The following is a 26,150-nucleotide window of genomic DNA, read 5'->3' as shown; positions in this document are numbered from 1 at the left end:
TGCTACCGCGTCCTGCCTAGCCCGCATACGCTCGCGGGCGGCTTCGGGGCTGTCGTCGCGAAGGTCGCGGAAATGCGCACCGGCATCGGCGGGCACGGGCACCGCGGATATTTCCAGCGGCTCCCAGTCAATTACTCGCCATTCATCGTCTTCGCCTTCGTGCTCGGTCTTTTCGACGCGGTGAATGGCGTAGCCTACCGAGATGTTGCGAATGATGCCGTCGCGGATTTTGCCGATCACGTCGGCATCGGCGTCGGCGCTCGACAGCTTGATGCGGGCGACGCCGAGTCCGCCTTCGATCCGGGCCGAACCGGGAACCACAGAGCCGATGACCGCGGCAAGGTGCCGATCGTCATGAGTGTCGAGAAGCGGGGCGCCGGCGTTGAGACGGTCGAGCCTGACGTGGCCGGGCTGGAGGGACAGGATTTCGTCGTAAGAAACGCTGCGGCGATGGTCATATCGTCGGACGGCCGCGCCAGTGGTCCAGATTACTTCGATCGTATTTGTCGCAGGGTCGTAGGACGCCGGCCTCATTGAGGCGGCGCGGGTTTGTTTGTTCATTTGCGATTTCCAAAGAGAGAAGATCGAGGGGCAAAAAATAGACCGCTGCGGTCTCGCCCCGAAGAAAAAGCGAGACCGCGCGATCAGACACCCGAGCCGTGCAGATCGGGTGGATAGGTGGCACGCCGGTACATCCGCGGTCGTGCCGCGCTTCAGGGCGCAATGCTCTGGACAATCGCCGATACTACGGCGAAAGTATTGTTGAGTGGAGGGCAGCAAATAGACAGGACGGCAGCTTCGGCTGTTCTCAAGTGCGGCAAGCACTCGCATTACTGCGAGTGGCTGAGCGGCGGCTTAATCCGCCAGTCGAGTCCTGGGGTATCTGCTTTGCTGAAACCTAAGTTGGTCGCGGTGCGCGCTTATGTTCGCACCCGGTTCCGCCGTATTGAAAGGGTCCGAGCCCACTGGCGCTCGCATCCCAGACAGTTGGCTTTCGATTTCTAGGTAGGGCGTCACAAACCTTACTCGCCCTCCACTCACCTATCTGGGAAAAACGGGCGGCCCGAAAGCCGCCCAAGTCGCCGAGGAGGAAGCCATCCGCAACACCTTCCCACTCCATACCGTGGGAATAGTTTTGGGGTTCAACTATGTAGCACGTCCGAAATACGTTGCTCGCTGCGCCGCCAATTCGGCACGACGGGCGAGGACGCGCTGGCGACACTGCTCGGCGTCTTCCGCCTGCCGATCTTCGATTCGACGCCACTCATCTCGCAGGATGTCCACGGCGGCATACACGCGAATCTTGGCTTCGCGACTGCGGGCTTTGTGCTTGAAGCCCAGAAAGCCGCCGATGTCCGTCAGCGATGAATTGCCGAGCGCGGCGAGGTTGAGCAAGTCCCATAGCGGATGTCCATCCCATCGGCGCAGTCACCGAACGGATTAACGTCAATTGCCTCCTTCAGTGCCACAAGCACCGGCACGCCGTCGATCCTGTCGTGCCGATCTCCCTCGCGGTAGCCGAAATCCAGCAGCGACGATGATGGCGCCGCGCCTTCGTCCGACATGCCGGCCCACCAGCCCATGTGGGCGGACTGCTTAACTGTGCGCCGACGCTCCCGATACGAAATCTCGGCGCCCGGAATCTTGTCCGAAGGCCATCCGGCTTTCGCAGCTTTGTCCACCTCCTCGGCGCCCTTCAGGACGTCGCGATAGGCGCGCCCGATGCCAGATTCGCCATCGGCGCCGATTGAGACGTCGAGACTGAATGGACACGCAAACACAGCATCGAAGAGGTCACGATACCGCACCACTGCCGGCAAGTCGGACTCCCGACCATCGCGGCGAAGGGCTTCCGCCAGCGGCCAGTTGTCGAGATCATCCCGGACTGGTTTCTTGTGCTTACGTGGTTTCCAAGCACGAGGTGCTGGCGGCTCTTTCAACTCTCCGCACCAGCCACGATCCAGCGGCAGGTTCGCATTGGCACAAGCGCGGCTGATCGAACAATCGCCACCGACTCCGAACGTCGCGAGCACGAGGCGGGCTTCGGTCTTCCCGCCAGGGATAGTGATGGGAAGCTCATCGCCGCGAAATGCCTTATGGCGTTGCGGGCGCGGACGGTCTTCCGGGTCATCGTGGATGAGCCGGACATAGAGATTGTCGTTGTCGGCCTGGTAGGCCAGGTCGAAGATCGTTTCAGTCTGGGTAGCTGCGGATGCGGTCAGCATGCCGCGTCCCCCGCGCCGTACCGTACCGCGCGCCCCCTAGGAAAAGGGTAAGTACGGTACGGATAAAGTTCGACCATTGGCGGGGGTGTGTAAAACACACACCCCGCCATAGCATTTGGTTTTGTAATTAGACAAAAATGGGCCGGTACGCCGCTTATATATTTGATTTCTTTATACATTATGCCGCCTCCGTACCTTTGCGATTTCGATTGGTACGGCGACTGCGGGACTTTGCGACCAGCCCCTCGACCATTCTTTTCGACGATTCAGCCTTATGGCGTTGCGTGGCTGCCTCAGTGGCCGCGGCGTCACCCTTCTTTGTCAGTTTCCAGGCGCTCAACTCATACACGACGTGCCCGCTGCGCTTCAGACGTTCCGTGACGCGCTGGACCTTCCTCTTGTCCGGCTCGCCGTTGGTATTGTTCCACCCTAGGCATTCGGCCAGTTCACGCAAGGATCGGTTACCATTGTTTCGGACGGCCAGGAGAACATCCGAATCCTCGCGACTACTGGCCTGTGCCCGAGCAGCGATTTCGGACTCCTCGACCACGACGGCGCGAACGGTGGGTATCTCCCGGCCACGGCTATCTACGAGCGTTGGAACCTTGATTTCCGGCAAGTCGAATGTGATGGGCTTGAAGTCCGGCCCACGAAACTTGCCCTGCCAGTGTAGCTCGGAAGTGCGATCTCCCTTCTTGGCCAGAGAGAGATTGCCGTCAACCTCATTCAAAAAGGCGCCGCCGCCACGAGGCAACAGATTGTCGGCAGCGGCGTTCTTCACCGGGTGGCTGGCGGCGATGACAGCCGGACGGCAAGGAATACGGGTCAGCGATCGAAGCAGCCGGGCGTAGTGGCCCATCTCGACATTGCTGTTTTCGTCCATGCCAGGGAAGTACGCCGCCGTCGTGTCGACGAAAATTGCCGCGCAGCCTCCCAGCGCCGCGACGTCGCGCTCGATTCGCTCGGCGAACTCGCTGATCGAAAAGACGCCCTCTACGAAATGCGCGTCGATATCGGCTGGATCGATCGCCAGTTCATGACAAAGGCCGATCCAGCGCATGCGCACGTCGTCGGGATTCTCACCGGCGAAATAAAGGATGCGTCCCTGCTTCACTTCCTGATCAGCGAGGGGTTCGCCGAGGGCGAGGCAGGATGCAACCAGCAACGCCACCGCCGTCTTTCCTGAACCTGTCTGACCTGTAATCGAATACAGGAATCCCGACTGGATTATTCCGTCAATAAGGTAATCGGGCGGCGTGAACCCGCGCACGAACTCGGCGCTGGTCAGGATGCCCGGAAAGGTCGGGCCGTCCTTCTTTTCATTCCTGTTATCATTCGCCGGAGCCGGCGCTGTACCCGAAACCCGAGCCACGACACGAGCGGCAAAGGCTTCCGCGTTGGCACGGCTCTCGACATGCGGAGCACCGAACCGGCCCCACAGTCGCTGGAAATCAGCGGTGGCGCGTTCCTCGGTAGGATAGCGCTCAAGCCAATCACCCGTGGCCGAAAGGAACAGCGCCGCCGCTACCTCAGCAGGATGACCATCGAACGCAAGTTTCTCGACGACGCGGGCCGCATGGGCGGAGCGGTCGTCGACACCATTGGCGCCGAGCAATGCAGCGGCTTCCGTCGAGACCTCGACGCCGTCGACCTCGGGCAGGTCGCCGAGCATGACGGGTTCCGCTGCTGACACAGCGTAGGCGCCGACAGCGCGGTGCAGATCGGCGGCACTGGTAACCGTGCCATCCCACGGCGCGGTCACCGTCACGGGTACTGGCTCCGGCGAACGGCCCCGCGCCAGCTTCTTCGCGTTCGGCCAGTTCAAGGTACCGGGCACGCGCCAGACATGCGCGATATCGGCGGTGCCGTGGTCGGACCCTGTGGCCATCTTCAGGCCGCGCGCGATCTCCTTGGCGACGTCGGGCGTCAATGGCGTGTCGAACAACCAGAATGGCTGTAGATTGCCGGGCGACGTCTCGATGACGTAGTTTGGTGCGAGGGGGTACTCACCGGCCGCCTTGCCAGTGTCGGCGTCCAAGTCGGCGACCAGACCCAGTACAGCAACGATGTCCTTTTCGCCCCCACGCTGCCCGCGTGCGAGACTTCGGCGCATGACCTGAAGGCCGCAATATACGTTGGCACCGGGAGTGTCGCGATGCGCGTCTATGGCCGCGACCATGCCGTCGACATCACCGACGTGATGATGCGTGATGGTGCCCTTGTCGGAATGTAGATTGGCGTTGAACGCGGAAGCGACGAGTAAGCCGTCGACGCCATCGGCTAGGCGGTGCAGCATTTCGACGTGCTGGCGGACGGGATCTGGGGTAGGATTAAGCTGCGCGGTTGTCATGTTGGCGAATCTCTCCCATTGCAGAACGGGCCGCAGCGACAATCTGCGCGGCAACTTCAGGCGTGAAAGTAGCGGTGGCACCGCCGAAGGCAGACGGCGCATAGGCTCGCCAGCCCTGCGGCGTTTCTTTGATGGCGATGTTGAACAGGCGAATGCCCGCAGTTGTCTCGACGTCAACGCGCGCGCGCACGTTTCCCCCGCCCGGCAATGCCGAGCGAATTGATAGAATTTTCAAGATGTTCCTCCGTTCAGAGGTGGATGTGGCCTGATGGCCGGGCTGGCCGCTTAAGCGGTCTTGTTGGCGCCGCGGCGCTAGGCTGCTTCGAGATCGACTTCCGGCGTGCGCGGGATCGGAGCGCCGTCGAAGGTGTCGGGGGTGGGCGCTGTCATGGCAGACGTCGCCTCAATCTCGTCTTCGGCGGTGCCTGTCAGGATATGGAGGATATCCTCGCGCGCAGATTCAATGCGCCGCGAAGCATCACCAGCTATTCGGCCATACCCCATCCGCCAGCGGTATGGCCACAGGGCCAAGATAGGCTTGTATCGTTCAGCGATCTGCAAATAGGTCAGCTTGTCGTATATGCTGACTTCTTCCTCGCATTTGAGTTCGGCCAGCAAAGGCTCGACTGCATCAACAGTCGTCAGAAACTTGGCCAACTCGACTTTCTCCCTATCCTCTCGCGCCTTTATTCTGGCATCCAGGTCGGGGTCTGCGGCCTGTGTCGGCGAGCTTGCAACGCGAGCGTGGATAATCTCGACCTGTTTCTCTGGCTCGGTCTCCTTGGCCGCAGCAAGCAGCGCGGTTCGGTTGTCGTCCAGCCCCGTCGCAACCGCCGCGACCTTCGCCTCGGGCGATAGGGATGCAACCTTGACGGCTCGGCGGGCATCCGGCTCCGAAAGTCCGAGCTCGCGAGCCGCAGCCCTAACACCCCCCTCCGGGCGACCGGGTTTTGCGTCAACCTGACGCGAAACTAGGGCGGGGACGGATGGCTCATGATCGGGTTGTGTTCCGACCCCGCGCTTCGTCTTTGTCAGGTCTATCCAGCGGGCGATCTGCTCATCGCGCTGGAGCGCGGACAGTTCGGCGCGATGCAGGTTTTCAGATATCTCCATCAGTTCGGCATCGATGTCTGCGATATCGGCAACGATGCAGTCGATATGCCTGTGGCCGAGTCTGCGCCATGCCTCGACGCGATGCCGCCCGGCAACAAGCACCGGCACGCTGTCGTATTCCTCGCCGTCAATCATGATGCCGCTGCGAAAGATAACGACAGGAGGATGCAGAAGCCCTACGTCGCGTATCCCTTCCATCAAGGCAATGACGGCATTCTCGATGACAGGGCGGCGAGCCGGGGCGATATAGATACTGTCGATAAAGATGCGCTGGAGGCGGTTTCGCTCCTTCTTTCGTCCAGCAGGAAATGCTATCTCGCCCTCGGCTTCCTCGGCCTGCCTTCGGGCGGCGCGATGAGCTCGCTTGATCGTGTCGGCGTCCATTAACTCGCCGGCGTCAAAGGCGGCCAGCACCTCCTCATCGGTCGCGTCCTTCCACCGCTCGCGGATAGCGATCATCTCAGGGCTTTCTTCTTCTTCGCTCATGCCGCGTTCCTCCCTTTCTGCCCATTGTCATTGGCCGGCTCGATGCGGCGGGCGGCAATGCGCTGGTCAATCCATGCATCAACTTCTGCGCGGACATAGGCGATGCGGCGCTCACCAAGCTGGACTGGCTGCGGAAACTGCCCTTCAGCGGCCATCAGGGCGAGCAAGGTCCGCGATAGTGACGTTGCTGCTGCGGCATCCTTCGGCGCCATCAAGCGCGGCATATTGTCATTATCTGCGTGCATGCGTCCTCCTTTCATAGTGGGCGGAATTGCCAATAGGTGCGAGATACGCATTAATGGCCCTGAAGTCAATAGGCGTATTGCGCACATTATTGATTTTTGTTACATCGTCGCCTGAAAGGGCATTTTATTATGGCTACACAAAAAGAACTGGTCGCGGTGGTTGCCGATCAAATGGGCATCCCCATTGAGACGGTGACAGTTATCGACCGCTATCTCGCGGAGGCGGGGTTGCGGACGCGAGCAGCACGCGGGCGAGGCAATACGCCTATGACCTATCAGGATGCCGCCAACCTCATCATAGCGACGGCGTGGGAGGCAAACCCGAAAGATGCTGTTAGTCTTGTAGAGGCCTTTGCTTCGCTCCCTGCTTATCGAGTTAAGGAAAACGTTTCGGTTGCCGGCGATGCGCTTGGCCCGACCTTTGGAGATGCGCTAGCTGCCGCGATTGAAGCGGTTCCACGTCATAAAAGAGAATTCAGCCTTGACGATGATAAGCCGGAACACATGAGCTTCACGGTTAAGATGTACCGGGAATGGCTCGGCGAATCTGCTGAAATCCATCTAGTGAAAGACCAAAGGAGCCATACCTTCCAGTATGAGCGCCCGTTCGAGCGTCGAAAAGGAACGGACAAGATCGTCCGAGATCTGCGTAGAACTGCCGAATTCAGTCAAATCACGCTCGGCTACGTCGGCGAGGCCATCGCGGAAGGTTTCTCCAAGTAATCTGCCCATTCCTCCATCATCTCTCTGCGCTTTTCCAAAGCGGTTCCGCGCCGATATGCGGCTTCTGTTTTGTCGGTCAGAACGTGCGCCAGCGCGGCCTCGGCAACATCGCGGGGATAGTTGGTGTGATCGCCCGCCCAATCCCGGAAGCTGGATCGAAGTCCATGCAGGGTGGCATCGCCAGCACCGGCTGCGCGCAGGGCCTTCACCATCGCCGTGTCGCTGATGCCCTTGCCGGCTCGTCCACCCTCAAACACCAGATCGGACGTTGATTGCTGCATCGCAGCGCGCACAATGTCGACTGCTCGATCGGGGAGCGGGACAATGTGTTCGCGTCCGGCCTTCATCCGCTCGGGAGGGATCGTCCACAAGGCCGCATCCAGGTCGAACTCGGCCCGGACAGCCCCGCGAACCTCGCCGGATCGGCCGGCAGTCAGCGCGGCGAACTCGACGGCACGTGCAGAGACGCCCGTAGCGGCCCGCAGGCGGGCGATAACTCCGGGCATGTCTTTATACGGCACCGCGGCGTGATGCCCGCGCGTGAGCTTCTGGCGGGCAGGCAGTAGCTCTTTTAGGCCGCCGCGCCAATCGGCGGGATTATCACCGACAAACAGGCCGCGGGCCTTGGCATGGTCGATCACTGCGGCGATCCGCATGCGGGTCCTGTCAGCGGTTTCAGGGATGGTCGTCCAGATCGGTTTCAGGGTCTCGACCACATCGTCGCGCGTGATTTCCGCAATGGGCTTTTTGTGCAGGGGTTCGGCATAGCGGTCCAAAGTCATGCGCCACTGCGCCCGATGCTTCTCATTGCGGAAGCTGGCCTCCTTGACCGCGATCACGTCGTCCATCACGTCCGCAAAGGTCTTGTGCTGGATAAGGTCCTCCCCACGCGCCAGCCGCTGACGGATAGCTTCGGCCTTCTCCCGCGCCAGCGCGAGCGACACAGGCGCGGTTCCCTGTCCATAGCCGCCAAGCCCGATCTCCTTGCGGACCGTTCCGCGCCGAAAAATGAAGAACCACTGCTTGCTGCCGCCGGCGCGCACTCGAAGGTAAAGGCCATCACCATCAGAATAGATGCCGGCCTTCGTCAGGGTTCGAATCCGACTCTCGGAAAGCTTGTTGCGTGCCATGCCGATTCCCGTTGCCATAACCGTAGCAATGAAACTATGGAAAATACGGCAAATAGCAAGGATTTAGGCGCACAATATCAATAACTTACGCCAAGGCGCGGACTCCCTCTCCGCCATTTCTACTGATTGCCCTCTACCATGCGATATTGCTGCCGATCACCTCAGTCGACCGGATGAGTAGTGAGCCGCCTACTCTACGCTATGGCCCGATAAACCTTGAATATCCGGAGGCAGCTTTCGGCCGACTCACACTGTTTCGCCATGGGCAAGCGTAGGTCGGCTTGTGCCGGAACAGGTCCTTCGCAAGTTTGATAGCTGCCGGGTCGGCTACGCGCCTATCGTCGCCGTCTTCGAACTCAGCGGCTGCTCCCTCTACCTCAGATAGTCCGGTTCACTGTAGTTGGAGGTGTGCCGGTCTCGGCAGCTGTCAAGTATGGTCAGGCGCGGCACATCCGGCATCTCGATCACACGGTACAGTCGCTCATACTTTGCTGAGCTCAGTTTGACACCCGGCATAGCAGCAGTGAAACCCGTTTATCGAGGGGACGCAGGATAGTTGTGACAGGAAAGAGCCTATAATCTTGGCCGTGTGGAGTTGGATGAGTCAACAGGTTCCATCTTCGGTGGCCTGGTTGCCAAGCCTAGCTCGCTCGCCCTTTTCACACCTGAAATGGCTCGAAAACGTTGAGTAGAAGTATCTCAATGTGATTTGCTACCGCATTCGGGCCGACCTTCAGGCTATTCGGGTGGCCGCAGCCATTCCGGAGCTTGAGGCCCTTTAGCAACTCATCCTTTTGATTCTTGCCTAGAACACCGATTGCGGCACATCGCTCAAGGAACTTCTCCTCGCCCATCCGGCCCACACCATCCTCGTTGACAGCGTCTTTCCACTTCGCGTCAACGGACTTCGCGGAAGCGTTGAAGACCGCAAGGTGCTTGGCGACGACGACTCTATGCAGGATATCGACAGCGGCGAGCCACGACATCACAATGGCCGATCGATACAAGGCACTCTGGTGACACTTGATCGCTTCTTCAACAAACGCGCGTGTATTCGGGTTGATTATCTTGTCTAGGTGAGCTCGAAGGTCTGTCGCGACTTGCATTGCTGCTGAACTAAGCGACGTGACGCCCAGGCTACGGAGGCATGCCTTGCGTGAGTCCGTAAGTTCCCACCCCTCTGGCACACGAATAGCGAGCCCCTTACTTTTTCTCAGCGAGGCAGAAGGGTTCCAAGTCTTGCCGATGGTCAAACCAGCGTTGGCGGCGCGTTCCCGTATACCGGCGCGCTTCGCAGGAGCATCAAACGTAGCGAGGATCAATAGAAGTTTATCAAGCTGCTTGAGTTCCTTGTGAAGCCATTGCTTAAGATCAGCCTCGCTCAGCAATTTGCACCATCAGTGCCGAAAGTTCATGTGACTTGAGCGCGTATGTGCCGTTGTTGAGCTGGTTCAGCCTGCTCGCGCATAGTGTTTTCAGAGCCGCGCTCAGATTAGACCCAATGTTTTGATTGTAGTAGCTCGTTGCTGACTTCATAGCGTCAAGTAGCTCTCTGCGAGTGAAGCTTTGCTTGCCCTCTACTATTTGCAAATAGGCGGCTGCCGCTATCACGAGATCAGGGCCACTCTTAACCGAAAGGCGGTCAGAAATGCTGTTAACGTGAAGCTGTGGGTTTGTGTGCTCCAACATAAGAGGCGCGGTAGTGCTGCTGCTGACCGTACCATTTGACGCATTAGGCGGTGCAAGTAGCAACGTGTCGGCGGGTTCGGGCGCTAGTGATTGGGCAAGCTCCTGAACCGTGAGATGAATTCTTTGATATCAGAAACCGCTAGCGGGCTTTCCGTCTCAAGCGAGAGCTCAACGTCGCCAGCGCGTAGATGTATTTTTGTCCCCATCATCGCCCTTCCCCCCAGGTAAGCAGGTTTGCGAACAGCGTTCCGGTGTGTCAATCGCCGCCGCATGCTGCCCTTCCGAACGTCCGGTGTTTGGCTGGAAGCCGCCGGTTTAACCAATGGCGGGGAATTGCGCCAATGTCCGAATAGCTGTCTTTTCAGGCACGCGCTTAGAACGGCACCTACGTCGCCGTCGTTTCCTTTTGCGCGCGGGGTTCGGACATGAGGCCTCGGATGAGAGCGTAGCAGCTTACCAGAAGGATGATGGTGAACGGGAAGCCGGTCGAGACTGCTGCAGCCTGCAGTGCAACCAGACCACCGCCAAGCAGAAGGGCAATCGCAACCAGGCCTTCAAACGTTGCCCAAAAGATGCGCTGGGCCAGCGGGGCGTCGGTCTTTCCGCCTGCCGTGACCGCGTCAATCACCAGCGAGCCGGAATCCGACGACGTACAGAAGAAGACCACCACCAGAATGATGCCGACAATCGACGTGATGGTCGGGATTGGCAGGTGGGACAGCATTGCAAACAGCTGAAGTTCAACTCCTGCATTGCTGATGTCGCTAAAGCCGGCGCCGACCAGACTGATCGCCGTTCCGCCAAAGCCGGTCATCCACAGCACCGATACCAGCGGCGGGATGACCAGCACCGCGATCATGAATTCGCGCACGGTCCGTCCACGGCTGACGCGTGCGATGAACATCCCGACAAAAGGCGACCAGGAAATCCACCATGCCCAATAGAACGCGGTCCAGCCTTGCCGGAAATTATCGTCATCGCGTCCGAACGGATTAGACAGGGCAGGCAGATGCTCGAAATAGGCCCCAAGGTTGAGGACAAATGCGTTGATGATGGTCAGCGTCGGTCCAGCAAGTACGACGAAGAGCAAAAGCAGGCCCGCCAGCACCATGTTGAGCTCCGACAGCCGTTTGACGCCCGCATCGAGGCCCGCGACGACCGAAAGTGTCGCGATGGCCGTGATGACAATGATCAGGACGACCTTGGACGAGTTGTTGTCGGGTATGTCGAACAGGAAGCTCAGACCGGCATTCGCCTGCTGAGCGCCCAGCCCCAACGAGGTTGCCAATCCGAACAAGATCGCAAAGACCGCGAGAATATCGATTACATGCCCGGGCCAGCCCCAGACGCGCTCCCCGAATATCGGGTAGAAGATCGACCGCATCGTCAGCGGCAGCCCCTTATTGTAGGAAAAGAGCGCAAGCCCAAGGGCGACGACGCCGTAGATGGCCCAGGGATGCAGCCCCCAGTGGAAGATTGCCGCCGCCATTGCGAGGCGCCTTGCCTCCTCCGGATTTCCTACTGCACCTGAAAGAGGTGCCCAATCGGCACGGGCGCCATTTTCGACGATCACACCCGCAAGTGCCGCATCGTAATGGCCAAGCGGTTCTGCGACCCCGTAGAACATCAGGCCGATGCCCATACCGGCGGCAAACAGCATGGCAAGCCAGCTCAGATAGCTGAAGTCGGGCGTCGCATCCCGGCCGCCAATACGGATCGAGCCCCAGGGCAAGATGATCACAGACAGGCATACCAGCACGAAGATGTTGCCTGACAGCAGGAAGAACCAGTCGAGGTTGGAGGTTAACCAGCCTCTCAGCCCGTTGAAGAAGGCGTCAGCCTCGTTTTGAAGTGCCAGTGTCAGGATGACGAAGAGAACGATCACCAGGCCGGAGATCGTGAACACCGGATTGTGTATGTCGAAGGAAAGCGCGCCGAGATCCTTCTGGATGTTGTCCTGGCCGACCTCATACTCGGTCTGGATGACGTCGGTTGGGCCTTCAGGCAACGGAATTCCGGTCTGGTCGGGATCGCTCATTAGCGCCTCCTGTTTTATCGGAACGCTAGGCTTCTAATCATGAAGGTTCAACAACTTCCTGCCTTGACAAAAGAATAGCATGCAGATGCGGCTCGGTTGACAGCAAAAAGCCGGATAAAGGTTGCCGTGCCTGATCGCTCGGTTGCCTCCCACAACTGCGACGGTGGTCAGAACTCGTTCGCCGCACTAATATGCATCACTGTTGCTCGCCCCACATCCACATTTGACAGGAACCGCTTTGTTCAGCCGCTATCTCGACGACATCGACAATTACTCTTCCGCCGAGGGCACCTATCTCGACGTGCCCTTCGTGCCGTCTGAAGATGACGTGGTTGAAGCGATGCTGGAGCTGGCCAATGTCGGGCCAAAGGACGTGCTCTACGATCTTGGATCCGGCGATGGACGCATCGTCGTTGCTGCTGCAAGAAAATCGTCCGCCCGCGCGATCGGCATCGAGGTCGATCCCGTGCGCATTGCCGAGGCGTTCGAATATGCCGAGATGTCCCAGGTTGAGGATCTGGTTGATTTCGTCGAGGAAGATATCTTTACGGCTAACTTCTCCGAGGCGTCAGCGGTCACGCTTTACCTCCTGCAGTCCATTAACGAGCAGCTGAAACCAAGGCTCCTGAGTGAACTGCGCCCTGGCACCCGCGTCGTGTCTCATGCGTTCGACATGGGAGACTGGCGTCCGGACGAAACCCGCAAGGTTGGCAGCGTCAACATCTACAAATGGGTGGTCCCGGCCAATGTCGATGGTATCTGGAAGTGGGAACGCGGCGGAAAATCCTATCGCGTCGATCTGGAGCAGTCGTATCAGGATGTCGGCGGAGCCGCCTGGATCAATGGAGAGAAGGCGCAACTTCGCCGCACTGAACTGCGTGGTCGCCGCCTGAAACTGGCAATTCGCGAAGTAGGGCAAGCCCGTTCAGATTGCTTTGCGCTCGACTTCGCTAATGGCCGTATCCGTAAGATCACGCCCATCGTCAGGTCATCGCCAAAGACCACCTGACGGTCGACACGCGTTAGTGCATCACTTCTTCCACCTTCATTCTCCGCCCCTTGCGGTCGAAGAAGTGGCCCTTGTTGAGGAGACGACGGTCCTCGCGCAGCGCCGTCTCCAGTTCCCGCAGCTTCGAACGCGCCAGGTCGTTGTTGACCGGGCCTGTGATGCTGTCGACCGGGAAGAAGGCGACGCCATTCCATTTGACGCCTGAACCATCAAGCAGATCGCGCATTTCGCGCCAGCGCATGTCATCGCCGATCACGTTCATGAAAGTCGAGCGCAACAGATCGATCGCGGTGCCTTCGATGGAAACCAGGACCACCAGCGCGGTGAAATCGTCCCGGCGTCGATATTCAGCCATCAGCCATTTGTCGAACAGTGCCGGACGTGACTCAAAAATCGACAAGCTGAGTCTCCGGCATGTAGTGCTCGAACAGCACCCAGAACGGCTTTTCCCGCGAAGAAGCATACCAAGCTTCAAACTGTGAAAGCGCAGTTGCAGGCTCAGCTGGGACATCGTCGGCCTCATCGCGACGATCATCCGGATGCGTGGCATGAAACGCAGCGCGTGCGACAATGGCATAGTGCGCGAGAACCTCTTCGCGTGCCTCGCTGTCTTCAATCCAGCCGAGACGGTCTCGCAAACCTTTCACGGCCTTGGTGATGGCAATTTCCTCATCCTCGGCTGAAGCGACCGTGTCGAACAAGGAGCGCATCACGTTCATGCGGCGAAACGCGAAAGCGCGCGCCTGCGCCAGTTCTGCAACTTTCGCGTTCATGGTGTTGCGAAATTCGGCTTCCGCCGCTTCGCAGCCCTTGGCCTCATTCTCCAGCCCGGCAATAAAGGGATGCTCTTTGGTCAATCTTCGCTCCGGGAAGTTGGCGGAGGAGAGTGGGGGTCGAACCCACCTGGGACCGTCTCACGGCCCCACCCGGATTTGAAGTCCGGACGCCCCACCGGGGACGCTTCTCCTCCTTCTGCGCCTGACGTGCCGAACAGGTCGAGCCTGTGCGGATTGAGGCGTCGAAGATCGCCGCGGCGGATCGTGACGCCGTGACGGTCCAGAAATTCAAGGATCTCGATCGAGACCTTGCGGCCGTTGTCCAGCCGGTCGCGAAGGTCGGCAGCAGTGAACTCGCCCTTTTCCTTCCCCACAGCAACATCCTGCAAGATTGCAACGATGGTGGCAACGACCGAGCGGGCAAAAAAGCTGTCATGTGCGACTTCGTGGACCAGCCCCATCCGGCTCGCCCGTTTGAGAAGCGCGCGCATATGCGGCTCGTTGACGCCGAACATGTTGGAAAGGTCGCGCGTGCGCGGCGGGCGAAACTTTTCTGCTCCCCAAAGGTGCGGCTCTATCTTCTGCCATAAGGCGTCATCGTCCGGCGAGAAGCGAACCACATGCCGGGCAAGCCTCACCCAGGCCCCGTCGAGAGACACGAGGTTCTGCCGCTGCAGCCCCTGAAGGATCATCCGGAAAAGAGGGGCAGGCGGGCGGATTTCGCCCTGAAGCCGCAAGCGCTCCATCCCGATTCCCGGCTGATCGGGATTGTCTGCATGAAACGTTTCAAGGTCACCCAGCAGCTTTTGCCGCATACGCAACCAGCGTGCGGGAGACATCACGATGTTGCCGCTCTCCGGCGGAATGCGGATAACGTCCGCAAACAGCCGCGCCGCCTCCACATCGCCCAGCGCCCTGTCCCGGGCGAAACGATCGAGGTCGAGAAAGTAAGGCGCAGTGTCGAGCAACTCGGCGACAATCATGCCCGGCGCATCACCCGACAAGGCACCAAGCTGGGCGCGCCGCTCTGGAGAGCGACGTTTGCGCGCGGGGGGACGCAGATCGATGAACCTTCCGCCGCCAATTGTTCGCTGGGCAGAGGTGTCTCGGATGACGAAGCGGTCCGTGGCAGCGGCGGCGATGGGGCGCTCCAACACCAATTGCACGATGGCCTGGCCCCCCGGCGCAATGGTGTCATCCTCAAGCAAGACGATACGTGCTGGAACTTCCGTTGCCGCGTGATGGAGGTGCACCGGGAACCACTGGCTGATCGGTCTAGGCTCTCCGGGCAGAACTGACAGCTGCGCATCAATTCGCGACGTTGGCGCGTGGAGCGCTTCATCAACCACCATATCGCCGCGCGAGATCGCATCCCGCCCAATCCGCTCGCCCGCAAGGTTCAACGCGCATCTGTCGCCTACCCTGCCGATCTCCGCCTTCTCGTTTTGCGCGTGGATTGAGCGGACGCGTGCAGCAATACCTGAGGGACTCAAAACAACGTTGTCGCCGATGCGGACCTCGCCACCCAGCACTGTGCCGGTAACGATTGTACCTGCCCCCTGGAGCGCAAAAGCGCGGTCCACAGCAAGACGAAAACGTCCCGCAGAGCTGCGCTCGCCGATTTCGACTGCGGCATCGGACAGTCGCCTTTCGAGAACATCTATTCCAAGGCCCGTAGCGCTGGAGACCGCGATGACCTCTGCGCCCTCAAGAGCCGCACCCGAAAGGAGCGCTTCTATCTCGATTTCAACACTGAGAAGCCGGTCTTCATTGACGAGGTCCGCCTTGGTAAGGGCGACAATGCCGCGTCTCACACCGAGCAGGTTGAGGATGGAAAGATGTTCCCTCGTCTGCGGCATCACACCGTCATCGGCAGCAACGACAAGGAGCGCAAAATCGATGCCGCCAGCCCCCGCAAGCATCGTATGAATGAGGCGCTCATGCCCCGGCACGTCGATGAAGCCGATGCGCTGCCCATTCGGGAACGTTCGATAGGCAAAACCGAGATCGATCGAGATGCCCCGGGCTTTCTCTTCCTTCAGCCGGTCCGGTTCGACGCCGGTCAGAGCCCTTACCAGCGAGCTCTTGCCATGGTCGATATGGCCGGCCGTTCCAACAATCATGGCTGGTCGGGACCTGGAAGCGGTTGCGCGGCGCGCCGTGCGGCCTCTTCGCGCTCTTGCGGCGACAGCGCCTCATGGGTCGCTGGAATGAAATTGGCTGCAAGCTTTGAACCGCCATCGCGTGCGCGAAGCAGCCATGCCAGCGCATCGACAGGATCGCGCTCTATGCCCGACCCAGTGAGCCGAGCGGCGCCCAGCATGGCCTGAGCGTCGGCATCGCCAAGCGCGGCGGCTTTTTGCCACCAGCTGATTGCCGCTTCCGGGTCACGCGGAACGCCGAGCGCATCATGATAGAGATTGCCAAGCCGTGTCATGGAAGCTGCCACTCCTTGAGCAGCAGCCTTTTCGGCAAAGTCGCGTGCGGCGGCAAAGTCGCCCTGCTCCGCGTGCATCCAGGACAGCATGTCCTGCGCGATTGCGTCACCTTGCTCGGCGGCAAGCAGGTAAAGCCTCATGGCTTCCCCATCATCCTGGGTCACGCCCTCACCGCGAAAGTGAAGCGTAGCCAGATTGCGCTGGCCAACCGGATCGCCAGACGCGGCTGAGAGCTTCAGCCATTTTGCGGCAAGCTCCGGATTTTCTTCCACCCCATATCCGCCGGAAAAGCAGGCAGCGATGTTGTTCTGCGCACGTGGATTTCCCGCCCGCGCGAGCTTCTCCCAGATCGCCAATGCCGTGGCATAGTCACCCGACTTCGCCGCGACGAGCGCCTGGGCCATCTCGTCTGGCTGAGCCCTCCTTGGCAGCAGGCGATCAACCCATCCCATGTTTCAACCTGCTCAGATTGGCGAGAAACGCTTCGGGATCTTCCAGGCAGCGAAGGTCGAGGATCAACATCCCGTCGGCGATCCGGCCAATCACCGGGATCGGCAGGCTCCGCAGGACAGCTGTCAACCGGTCAAGCGCCCCGCCCCCACCTGATTGCGGGCGAAAGCCGAGACCAGACGAGCGCAACGTATCAAGGGGAAGTGCGCCAGAGCCAATCTGGCTCGCGCATTCCACCACCTGGACAGAATAGTCAGCACCCACAACCGATTGAACTTGCGGCAGCAGGCCGGAAGACAGCGTAGCGATCTCATCGTGCTGACGAGCAAGGAGGCGCAGGGTGGGAAGCCGCTCAACCAGCCTGTCTGGATCGCGGTAAAGCTTCAATGTCGCTTCCAGAGCGGCGAGACGCAGCTTGTCGACGCGAAGCGCGCGCTTCATCGGGTTCTTGTTGATCGCCGCGATCAGGTCGCTGCGCCCGACGATGAACCCGGCTTGCGGACCGCCCAAAAGCTTGTCGCCGGAGAAGGTGACGATGTCGGCCCCTTCCGCGACCGCCTCGCGGACGGTTGGCTCACGGCGAAGGCCCCATTTCGCAAGATCGACCAGAGTGCCTGACCCGAGATCGTTGACGAGCGGGACGTTCGCCGCACGGGCAAGCTGCGACAGGGCTGGCGCCTCCACCTCCTTGGTGAAGCCCTCGATGCGATAGTTGGAGGTGTGGACTTTCAAAACCAGAGCGACGCCGTCTTCGGCGAGCGCGGCCTTGTAGTCCTTTTCATGCGTGCGATTCGTCGTGCCAACTTCAATCAATCTGGCGCCAGCACGCGCCATAATATCCGGCATCCGAAATGCACCGCCGATCTCGATCAGCTCCCCGCGGGAGACGACAGCCCCGCCACCCTGTCCAGCCAGCGTGTTGAGCACCAGAAGCACAGCGGCGGCATTGTTGTTGACGAGCGTCGCATCCTCCGCTCCCGTCATTTCGCAGATGAGCGCACGCAAATGCTCGTCACGCTCGCCGCGCTTGCCACTGTCGAGGTCGAATTCGAGCGCGACAGCGTGGCGCATCGCTTCGGATGCGGCTTCGATAGCGGCTTCTGCAAGAGCGGCGCGGCCAAGATTGGTGTGCAGCACCGTACCGGTGAGGTTGAAGACTGGGCGAAGAGAACTCAGGCTTGCAGCCTCAAGTCTCGCGAGCGCTGCTTCCGCTACGCCTTCTGCGTCGAGCAACTGCCCTCCCGCTCGCGCGATCTCGCGCTGGTCGTCGAGTTGGGAACGGATGGCACTCGCTGCCTCCGCGCGACCAAACCTCTCGACCAGAACGGAACCCGTACCGGAGCGAAGAACAACATCTACCGACGGGATCGCGCGAAACGCCGTATTCATTCCGCCTGCCTCAATAGCCGAGCAAAAACGGATTGAACGCACCGCGCCGGAACTGGGTGTCCTTCATCAAAAGATCGATGCCAAGGCTGCCGACATCATCAGCGAAAGCATCGAGCGAAGCGTCTTTTTGCTGGTTGAAGATCTTCACGTAGCAGCCGCACTCATCGCAGGTCTCAGCCTTGATGGTGCCAGGCCCCTCGTCAATCTCCTGATAGCGGATGCCCTTCGTCGATGAGCAGATCGCGCATTTTATCCGGACATGGTGCCAGAGTGTCCCGCACAGCGCGCAAGAGCAAAAACGTGAGCCGTTGGCGCGTGGCCAGTTGACGATGAGCGAACTCACCGGAGGCCCCCCGCAAGAAGGGCAGGCACCGTCGCCCACCGACTTGAGCTGCTTTTCAGGCAATGTCGATGCAAGACGCGCGAAGTGAAGCTGGAGAGCTGCGGCCACATAGCCGTACTCGGCCATCCTCTCGACCGGGACGGCATCGGCCATCAGATCTGCCACAATCGCAGCTATCTCCGCTTCGCTGGAATTGCGGATTGTCTCGAGCGCTGTTTGCGCTGCGGCTGGCTTTTCAACGGGCTCAAGCGCGCCAAACAGCTTCTCGCTAAGCGACATGAACTCGGCATCTGGTGAAAAGGCGTTGCGATCGAGCGGCGGCATCCCGAACTCGAGCGAGCGGCTGACATTAGCTTCATCAGGCGCAACCGGCTCAGGCAGCTCCATGGCAACCGCGTGCTGTGCCTGTGCGACCCTGCCCAGGAAGCCGAGATACGGGCCGATTCCATCCGGCCCCGCGAGAAATTCGAAGCGCTGGGCGCGCCGCTCGAATAGCCGAACAGGGTCGGGGACCCTGGCAACTGGCGGCGTGCGAACCTCGCCGATCTGTGTGACGTCACCCTCAACGGGGATCTTACGGGGCATTAATTCCTCCACGAGCCGCACGGGCCACGCGGCATTCTCGGATGAATGATCCGGCGAACAATTCGCCGGATCAGGTTGGTTGTCAGCGTTTGTCGCCTGGCGTCACGTCATCGCGCTGACCATAGGCAGCAAGAGCACGCAACCACTTCCGATGATGACGCCAAGCCCAGCCGCCAGTCACCTTTCCGCGGGTCATGGCACTCAGCGTACCCTGAACCCAGAAAGCTGCATAGACATGGACGATCCAGACGCAGATGATCGCCACCGCCGCCATCGAATGCACCAGAACAGCGACGCGACGCTGAGGTATGGTCAGAAGATCAGAGAAGTACTCTTCCCATACACCCAGGCCTGAAATGATCAGGGTGACGATCAGGATCGACATGGCCCAGAAGACGAACTTCTGACCCGCATTGTACTTGCCGATTTCCGGAAGCTTCTCTTCATTTCCCTTGAGCACGTCGCCGATCCGCGCAGTCCACTGCGCGTCCTCACGTGCTGGCAGGTTCAGGCGGAAGAACCGGACAAACAGGCCCGCAAAAGAGAAGAAAAGCACCACTCCGATCCATGGGTGGATCATGCGGGTAAATTGTCCACCGCCGAAAAGACCGGTGAGCCAGTACAGCGAGGGATGGAACAGCGCGAGGCCGGTAAGGGCCAGCAGGATGAGGCTGATTGCGGTGATCCAGTGGTTGATCCGAGCCCAACGCGTGTAGCGATTGACCACGACCTCGCGACCGAGAAGGAGCCGGTCGCCGCGATCGAGATCTTTCTTGCTAACCGGCGGCACAGGCCGCCGGCTGTCGTGAATAGCCGCTTCGCTCATGCCATCGGCTCCTTGTCCGGATCAAGAGGCTGAGCCCCGGGGGCCTGGGCGGTAAGTCGCCTTGCCTCGTCATCGTCTTCGACCGTCACGCGGTTGCGACCGGAAATAGCCATGTGAACGACACCAGCCGCAGCAGCAACGCCCATCAGTGCGAGACCCGCATATTTGGTCACACCCTTCCATGCTTCAACTACCGGCGAGATGCGCGGATTGTCCGGCAGTCCGGCGTAGATGGTCGGCTTGTCGGCATGATGCAGAACATACATGACGTGCGTGCCGCCCACACCCGGCGGGTCATACAGGCCCGCATTTGCAAAGCCGCGAGACTTCAGGTCCTCGATGCGATTTGCAGCGTGAGCCTTCATCTCCTCCTTGGTACCGAAGACGATTGCCTTGGTCGGGCACGCCTTCGCGCATGCTGGACCCTGCCCCACCGCGATGCGGTCGGAGCACAAGGTGCACTTATATGCGCGATTATCGACCTTGGAGATGCGCGGGATGTTGAACGGACATCCCTGTACGCAATAACCGCAACCGATGCAGTTCTCCTTGACGAAGTCGACGACCCCGTTCGAATACTGCACGATCGCACCGGGAGCCGGGCATGCCTTGAGACAGCCCGGATCGGAGCAGTGCATGCAGCCATCCTTGCGGATGAGCCATTCGAGGTTGCCGTTCTCGTCGTTGACCCACTCGGTGAAGCGCATCAGCGTGAGGGTGTTCGGCGTCAGATCGTGAGGGTTGTCGTAGACGCCCACGTTGACGCCGACCTCTTCGCGCAGATCGTTCCACTCGAGACATGCCGACTGGCAGGCCTTGCAGCCAATGCACTTCGACACGTCGATGAGCTTGGCTACGGCTTCGAGCTTGCGAGCGGGCTCCGGCACCGTCGACGCGGACCGCCGAATATAATCCTGCGGCCCCATCTGTTGCTGGGTGTCGGCAGCGACGGGGGGATTGACGTTGATGGTCATTTTTCAATCCTCCCCTAAGCCGACGCCGGTCCGTCGGACCGCTCGATATTGACAAGGAACGCCTTGAATTCCGGCGTTTCGATGTTGGCATCGCCGACGAATGGCGTCAGCGAGTTCGGGCCCATGCCGTTCTTGGCCGCACCGGTGAAACCCCAATGAAGCGGGATACCGACGATGTGAACCGGCTTGCCGTCACAGACCAGAGGCTGGATACGCTTGGTCACGACTGCCTTGGCGTGGACCGAGCCGCGCTTGTTCCAGACCCGGCACCAGCCCCCCTTGTCGATGCCCTTCTCCGCGGCGAGTTCTTCCGAAATCTCGACGAAGAATTCTGGCTGGAGAACTGCGTTCACCCAAACGTGCTTCGTCCAGTAGTGGAAGTGCTCGGTGAGACGGTAGGAAGTCGCCGCATAGGGGAACTCATCCGCATCGCCAAAAGTCTCGCGATCGCTTTCGAACACGCGCGCCACCGGATTACCACGTATTGCCGGAGCGACAACGTTGACGACCGGTGACTCGAAGGGTTCGTAGTGGGCCGGGAACGGCCCATCGCGCATCATGCCACGGGTGAACAGTCGAGACTGCCCCTCCGGGTTCATGATGAACGGGCCAACCTCGCGTGGCTTTGCCGTTACCGCGATATCCGGCACGTCGTAGCCTTCCCATTTTTCACCGTTCCACTCAATGAGCTTGCGGGACGGATCCCACGCCTTGCCATCAAGATCGGCAGATGCGCGGTTATAGAGAATGCGGCGGTTGGCCGGCCAGGAGAACGTCCAGTTCGAATAGGCGCCGGTCGCATCCGGGTCGGCATTGTCGCGGCGGGCCATCATGTTGCCGGCCTCGGTGAAGCAGCCGGAATAGATCCAGCAGCCGCACGCGGTGGAACCGTCGTCACGCAGGACACCGAAACCCGATACCTGCTTGCCCGCTTCGACCAGAACCTTGGTCGGATCGTTCGGGTCACGCAGTTCCGTCACCGTATAGCCGTTGAGTTCGCGTGCGATCTCATCGGGCTTCGGATCTTCCGGATCAGCATATGGCCAGTGCAGGTTGAGGATCGGCTCTGCGAACTTGCCCCCCTCTTCCTGATACAGCTTCTTCAGGCGATTGAAGAGCTGTGCCATCACCCAGGTATCATGCTTGGCTTCACCAGGAGGGTTCTGCGCCGCCCAGTGCCACTGCAGCCACCGCCCGGAATTGACCAGGGCACCTTCGTCTTCGGCAAAGCACGTGGACGGAAGCTGATAAACTTCAGTCTGGATCGATGCCGAGTCGACGTCGTTGAACGTGCCGTGGTTCTCCCAGAAGCGCGAGGTCTCTGTCTCCAGAGGATCGATCACGACGAGATATTTCAGCTTCGCCAGCGAGCGGGTAATCTTTCCACGATCCGGGAATGACAGAAGTGGGTTGAAGCCCTGGCAGAAATAGCCATGCATCTGGCCCTGATCCATCATCTCGAAGGCACGCAAGATGTCGTACGCTGGGAGATCGAGCTTCGGCAGGTAGTGATAGGCGAAGTCATTCTCCGGCGTTGCCGCCGAGCCCCACATCGCCTTCTGGAAGGAGACGAAGAACTTCGAGTAGTTCTGCCAATAGCTCATCTGGTTCGGCCGAAGCGGCTTGAAACCACGCGAACTGATATAGGTCGCGTAATCGACTTCCCGTTCGGTCGGAATGTTGAGGTAGCCAGGAATCAGGTTCGACATCAGGCCGACATCGGTAAGACCCTGGATGTTGGAGTGGCCGCGAAGTGCGTTCATGCCACCGCCACGGACACCAATATTACCGAGGATCAGCTGAAGCATCGCCATCGAGCGGATGTTCTGCGAACCCTTGGAATGCTGTGTCCAGCCCAACGCGTACATGGAAGTCATCGTCTTGTCGCGCGCCGAGCATTCCGAGATCATCTCGGCAACCTTCAGGAATTTTTCCTTCGGCGTGCCGCAGATGCGCTCGACCATTTCAGGCGTGTACTGCGCAATGTGCTCCTTGAGCAGATTCCATACGCAACGCGGGTTTTGCAGCGTCTCGTCCGTCAGGACGTAGCCGTCATCGCCGATCTCGTAATCCCAGGTCGACCGGTCATACTCACGCTTTTCGGCGTCATAACCGGTGAACAGGCCATCGCTATAGGCGAAGCCGTCCTTGACGATATAGGCAGCGTTGGTGAACGCTTTGACGTAGTCCCACTGCACCTTGTCGTTGTCGATGCAGTACTTGATGACACCGAGCAGGAACGCGATGTCCGAACCCTGGCGGATCGGCGCGTAATAGTCAGCGACAGCCGCCGAGCGGGTAAAGCGCGGATCGACGACAATAAGCTTAGCGCCACGATTAGCTTTCGCTTCCGTGACCCATTTGAAACCACAGGGATGTGCTTCGGCGGCGTTGCCGCCCATGATAACCACCAAATCCGTGTTACGGATATCCGTCCACGAATTCGTCATTGCACCACGACCAAATGTTGGGCCCAGACTGGACACCGTGGGGCCGTGTCAGACTCTCGCTTGGTTGTCGAAAGCCACTATGCCGGCCGAACGAACGACCTTGTATGTCAGAAATGCGGTCTCGTTGGTCGTTGCCGACGCAGCGAGGAAACCGGTGGACGTCCAGCGATTGACCGGGACGCCATCCATGTTGCGCTCGATGAAGTTGGCGTCGCGGTCGTCCTTCATGTGACGTGCGATTTCATCAAGTGCCTGGGTCCAGGAAATTTCCTCGAACTTGTCCGAGCCTGCGCGACGAACCTTCGGCTTTGTCAGGCGGGTCTCAGACTTGATGAAGTCGAGAAGAGCCGCGCCCTTCGGGCAAAGCGTTCCGCGGTTGGTTGGATGGTCGACGTCGCCCTCGAGATGGACAGCCTTCGCCGTTCCCTGAGTGATGTCGCCCTTGGAATAAATGATGACACCACACGCGACCGAGCAATACGGGCAGGTGTTTCTGGTCTCAGTCGTTCCGGCTAGTTTGTAGGCCCTCAGGCCCTCAACGAAAGCGGCTTCCGCCTCCCCAAAGCCAAAAGCGCCGATCGTTGTTGCAGCAACGCCAGCGCCCGCGCCTTTAAGAAAGTTTCGCCGAGAGATTTCCATATTCATCAGAACCTCCCTGCATGGGGTTAAGCCCGAATACAGAGCGGGCATTGAGATGATGCTACACACACAATTAGAACCTGTCAAAGACGCCGCAAGGATCATCTTACACTATAAAACCTGATCTTTTTATTCATGTATAATGAAGCCCTGACACCTTGTTCCTTTTCAGTATAGGCTCCCCTCAACACGATTATGGCAGGGCAGATCATGGACCAGACAACGGAACGGCAGCGCTTGACCAGCCTCGCTCATGGTGGCGGCTGCGGATGCAAACTTGCACCAGGGGTACTGCAGGATCTTCTAAGCGAAATGCCGAAGACTGGCCCCTTCGCCAGTTTGCTCGTCGGGACGGAGACGGCAGATGACGCGGCCGTCTGGGATCTCGACGGCACGACATCGATCATCGCGACGACGGATTTTTTCATGCCGATGGTCGATGATCCCCACACATTCGGGCGCATTGCCGCGACCAACGCGATTTCCGACATCTACGCGATGGGGGGAAGGCCGATTTTTGCCCTGGCAATCGTCGGCATGCCGATCGACAAGATGGATCCTGCCGACATCCGCCAGATCCTGGCGGGCGGCGCTTCGATTTGCGCTGAGGCGGGGATACCTGTCGCGGGCGGCCACTCCATCGACTGCCCCGAACCAGTCTACGGGCTGGCAGTCATCGGCACCTGTCCGACTGCACACATCAAGCGCAATTCGAAGGCTAAAGCCGGTGACACATTGATCCTCACCAAAGGCCTTGGCATCGGTATCTACTCTTCCGCCATCAAGAAGCAGCTGCTCCCCCCCTCAGCCTATGAAGAGATGGTCGCCTCAACGACGCTTCTTAACAGCATTGGCACGGAGATCGCGACACATCCTTCCGTGAGCGCAATGACCGACGTCACCGGGTTCGGGATACTTGGGCACTCATTGGAAATGGCGCGGGGCGCCAGCCACTCCATTCATCTCGATTTTAACGCCCTTCCTATTCTTCGGGAAGCCGACACGCTCGCACAGCAAGGGTGCGTCACCGGCGCATCTCACCGCAACTGGAAGAGCTATGGCGACAGCATTGATCTGCCGGCCGACCTGGAAGACTGGAAAAAGCACATCCTCACGGACCCGCAGACCTCGGGGGGGCTCCTCATCGCTGTGGCCAGCGATGGCGCTGGAGAAGTGCTGCAAAAGGTCAGATCAGCTGGCTATCCGCTCGCAGCAATTGTTGGACGCGTTGAAACAGGCACCCCTCGGGTCATAGTAGAGAAGCGCTGAAATACCGATAACGCAACGAATCTTCTTCTCATGTGTTCATTATCGAATCCCTGATGGAGGACGACATGAAGCACATGCTGCTTGCGATACCCCTTGCCGGCGCAATAATGAGCCCCGCAGTTGCTTTTGCGCAGACCAACACAGCGACCCCGGTTCAGCAGGAAACGCCGGCGGCACCGTCCGGCCAGACAGAGGCACCATCAGCGGTGGCGCCGTCACCTGACGCAGCTGCCCGAACCGATTGCGTCGATCTCGGCACGAAGCCAGCGGGAGAAACGGAAGACCTCGCCGCGTCACTTGATAATTCCGCCCAGGCCACTGATAACAACTCCGGAATGGGCGAAGTTAGCGCGGCCGACGGCCCATCTGCGTCCGAAACGCCGCCCGTCGAGGGTGCTGATTCGGGCACTTCTCCCGGCGGCGCTGGTTCGAGCGGCTGGACCGGCGGACTAGGAGGCTCTGATATTGGCACCAGCCAGGCAGAACCTGTCGAAACGTCGCCGCAACAAGACCACCCGGCACTTGCGAAAGGCCTGGATCCGATCTCAGGTGAGACGGCGGTAGAAGGCCCGCAAGCGCCCCCTCCCCCGATGGCTCCCTCTCCCGCAGCAAGCAGCGAGTGCTGAGCATTTGCTGGCGGGTAGTATTTCCTCGCCAGCAAAGCCATCATTCCTGGAAATATCACCCAAGCTTACGTGATATTTTATCCGAATTACATCTCTCCATTTGAACCTGCCCGACGCCTCATCAAGTAAGCCTGCGCGAGCGCGCGGCCTCATCATGGTGTTCGGGGGCACCTTGCAAGACACTACAAGGAACGTGCCGAACCTTGATCCCGGACGCCAGTCACAACAATTATTAACTTCACTGTTGATTCGGAAAATTCTCTTACAAATCAATAGTTAGCGATTTTCGACTTATTTTTCATTCTAGTAGACACTGGACATTGCTTTTTCCCTGTGCGACCTAGGCAACGGTTGGCCCTCTGGCCGGGTTACGGGGA

The 26,150-nt window shown here is 59.6% G+C and carries 22 protein-coding genes, 1 tRNA gene and 1 pseudogene; 4 read left to right on the top strand and 20 right to left on the bottom strand.

The window, feature by feature from the left end; all coding sequences use genetic code 11:
• From IOD40_RS18110 to IOD40_RS18080, 7 genes are all read right to left on the bottom strand, one after another.
• Positions 1–561: HK97 family phage prohead protease (locus IOD40_RS18110; protein WP_198478110.1), on the bottom strand; the 561-nt coding region annotated here is incomplete at its 3' end.
• Between the two features lie 585 nt (positions 562–1,146).
• Positions 1,147–1,395, bottom strand: a complete 249-nt coding sequence (locus IOD40_RS18105) for a hypothetical protein (RefSeq protein WP_198478109.1) — start codon at positions 1,393–1,395, stop codon at positions 1,147–1,149.
• The gene (locus IOD40_RS18100) at positions 1,359–2,225 is read right to left on the bottom strand and encodes a hypothetical protein (protein ID WP_198478108.1); all 867 of its coding nucleotides are present in this window, start codon (positions 2,223–2,225) and stop codon (positions 1,359–1,361) included. The genes IOD40_RS18105 and IOD40_RS18100 overlap by 37 nt, the downstream gene beginning before the upstream one ends.
• Before the next feature lie 178 nt (positions 2,226–2,403).
• On the bottom strand, positions 2,404–4,575 hold the full coding sequence (locus tag IOD40_RS18095) for an AAA family ATPase (RefSeq protein ID WP_198478107.1): 2,172 nt from the start codon (positions 4,573–4,575) through the stop codon (positions 2,404–2,406).
• On the bottom strand, positions 4,556–4,810 hold the full coding sequence (locus IOD40_RS18090; RefSeq protein ID WP_198478106.1) for a hypothetical protein: 255 nt from the start codon (positions 4,808–4,810) through the stop codon (positions 4,556–4,558). The genes IOD40_RS18095 and IOD40_RS18090 overlap by 20 nt, the downstream gene beginning before the upstream one ends.
• A gap of 77 nt (positions 4,811–4,887) precedes the next feature.
• Entirely contained in the window at positions 4,888–6,174 is a 1,287-nt protein-coding gene (locus IOD40_RS18085) for a ParB/RepB/Spo0J family partition protein (RefSeq protein WP_198478105.1), read from the bottom strand.
• Positions 6,171–6,419: a helix-turn-helix transcriptional regulator gene (locus IOD40_RS18080; RefSeq protein ID WP_198478104.1), complete on the bottom strand. Its 249-nt coding sequence runs from the start codon at positions 6,417–6,419 to the stop codon at positions 6,171–6,173. Before IOD40_RS18080 ends, IOD40_RS18085 begins: the two co-directional genes overlap by 4 nt.
• 129 nt (positions 6,420–6,548) lie before the next feature.
• Here IOD40_RS18080 and IOD40_RS18075 point away from each other — a divergent pair, with 129 nt between their 5' ends.
• Positions 6,549–7,142 carry a hypothetical protein gene (locus IOD40_RS18075; protein ID WP_198478103.1) on the top strand — a complete coding sequence of 198 codons (594 nt, stop codon included), beginning with the start codon at positions 6,549–6,551 and terminating at the stop codon, positions 7,140–7,142.
• Here IOD40_RS18075 and IOD40_RS18070 read toward each other — a convergent pair.
• The 3 genes from IOD40_RS18070 to IOD40_RS18060 form a co-directional block, all read right to left on the bottom strand.
• Positions 7,103–8,272 carry a tyrosine-type recombinase/integrase gene (locus IOD40_RS18070; protein WP_198478102.1) on the bottom strand — a complete coding sequence of 390 codons (1,170 nt, stop codon included), beginning with the start codon at positions 8,270–8,272 and terminating at the stop codon, positions 7,103–7,105. The genes IOD40_RS18075 and IOD40_RS18070 overlap by 40 nt on opposite strands.
• Positions 8,273–8,931: 659 nt before the next feature.
• Positions 8,932–9,660: a hypothetical protein gene (locus IOD40_RS18065; RefSeq protein WP_198478101.1), complete on the bottom strand. Its 729-nt coding sequence runs from the start codon at positions 9,658–9,660 to the stop codon at positions 8,932–8,934.
• A 686-nt stretch (positions 9,661–10,346) separates the two neighbouring features.
• Entirely contained in the window at positions 10,347–11,999 is a 1,653-nt protein-coding gene (locus IOD40_RS18060) for a BCCT family transporter (protein ID WP_198478100.1), read from the bottom strand.
• 238 nt (positions 12,000–12,237) lie between these two features.
• Between IOD40_RS18060 and IOD40_RS18055 the strand changes: the two genes are divergently transcribed.
• Positions 12,238–13,008 (top strand): class I SAM-dependent methyltransferase, encoded by a 771-nt coding sequence (locus tag IOD40_RS18055; RefSeq protein ID WP_198478099.1) that lies wholly within the window; start codon positions 12,238–12,240, stop codon positions 13,006–13,008.
• Positions 13,009–13,021: 13 nt separating this feature from the next.
• On the opposite strand, the gene IOD40_RS18050 is transcribed toward IOD40_RS18055, so the two are convergent.
• The 10 genes and pseudogenes from IOD40_RS18050 to fdnG form a co-directional block, all read right to left on the bottom strand.
• Positions 13,022–13,408, bottom strand: a complete 387-nt coding sequence (locus IOD40_RS18050) for a hypothetical protein (RefSeq protein WP_198478098.1) — start codon at positions 13,406–13,408, stop codon at positions 13,022–13,024.
• Positions 13,395–13,865 (bottom strand): hypothetical protein, encoded by a 471-nt coding sequence (locus IOD40_RS18045; protein ID WP_198478097.1) that lies wholly within the window; start codon positions 13,863–13,865, stop codon positions 13,395–13,397. Before IOD40_RS18045 ends, IOD40_RS18050 begins: the two co-directional genes overlap by 14 nt.
• A 17-nt stretch (positions 13,866–13,882) precedes the next feature.
• Positions 13,883–13,978 (bottom strand) — tRNA-Sec (locus IOD40_RS18040).
• A 102-nt stretch (positions 13,979–14,080) separates the two neighbouring features.
• Positions 14,081–15,907: pseudogene (gene selB / locus IOD40_RS18035) on the bottom strand (selenocysteine-specific translation elongation factor); the annotation flags it as partial.
• A complete protein-coding gene (locus IOD40_RS18030) occupies positions 15,904–16,674 on the bottom strand; it encodes a tetratricopeptide repeat protein (protein WP_198478096.1) in 771 nt (256 codons plus the stop codon). The pseudogene selB and the gene IOD40_RS18030, both read right to left, overlap by 4 nt.
• Positions 16,661–18,061, bottom strand: a complete 1,401-nt coding sequence (gene selA, locus IOD40_RS18025) for an L-seryl-tRNA(Sec) selenium transferase (protein ID WP_198478095.1) — start codon at positions 18,059–18,061, stop codon at positions 16,661–16,663. The genes IOD40_RS18030 and selA overlap by 14 nt, the downstream gene beginning before the upstream one ends.
• Before the next feature lie 10 nt (positions 18,062–18,071).
• A complete protein-coding gene (gene fdhE, locus IOD40_RS18020) occupies positions 18,072–18,989 on the bottom strand; it encodes a formate dehydrogenase accessory protein FdhE (RefSeq protein WP_198478094.1) in 918 nt (305 codons plus the stop codon).
• 82 nt (positions 18,990–19,071) lie between these two features.
• Positions 19,072–19,815, bottom strand: a complete 744-nt coding sequence (locus IOD40_RS18015; RefSeq protein WP_198478093.1) for a formate dehydrogenase subunit gamma — start codon at positions 19,813–19,815, stop codon at positions 19,072–19,074.
• Positions 19,812–20,789 carry a formate dehydrogenase subunit beta gene (gene fdxH / locus IOD40_RS18010; RefSeq protein ID WP_325099770.1) on the bottom strand — a complete coding sequence of 326 codons (978 nt, stop codon included), beginning with the start codon at positions 20,787–20,789 and terminating at the stop codon, positions 19,812–19,814. The genes IOD40_RS18015 and fdxH overlap by 4 nt, the downstream gene beginning before the upstream one ends.
• A gap of 14 nt (positions 20,790–20,803) precedes the next feature.
• Entirely contained in the window at positions 20,804–23,884 is a 3,081-nt protein-coding gene (fdnG, locus tag IOD40_RS18005; protein WP_198478092.1) for a formate dehydrogenase-N subunit alpha, read from the bottom strand.
• Positions 23,885–24,088: 204 nt separating this feature from the next.
• On the opposite strand from fdnG, the gene selD reads away from it, so the two are divergent.
• Positions 24,089–25,147, top strand: a complete 1,059-nt coding sequence (gene selD, locus IOD40_RS18000; RefSeq protein WP_198478091.1) for a selenide, water dikinase SelD — start codon at positions 24,089–24,091, stop codon at positions 25,145–25,147.
• A gap of 32 nt (positions 25,148–25,179) precedes the next feature.
• A complete protein-coding gene (locus tag IOD40_RS17995) occupies positions 25,180–25,773 on the top strand; it encodes a hypothetical protein (protein WP_210336972.1) in 594 nt (197 codons plus the stop codon).
• The last annotated feature ends 377 nt before the right edge of the window (positions 25,774–26,150 follow it).

It is taken from the genome of Aquamicrobium zhengzhouense (assembly GCF_016124105.1).
Classification (GTDB): domain Bacteria; phylum Pseudomonadota; class Alphaproteobacteria; order Rhizobiales; family Rhizobiaceae; genus Aerobium; species Aerobium zhengzhouense.
The sequence above is the reverse complement of the archived record's forward strand: the minus strand, read 5'-3'. Positions and strand labels throughout refer to the sequence as shown.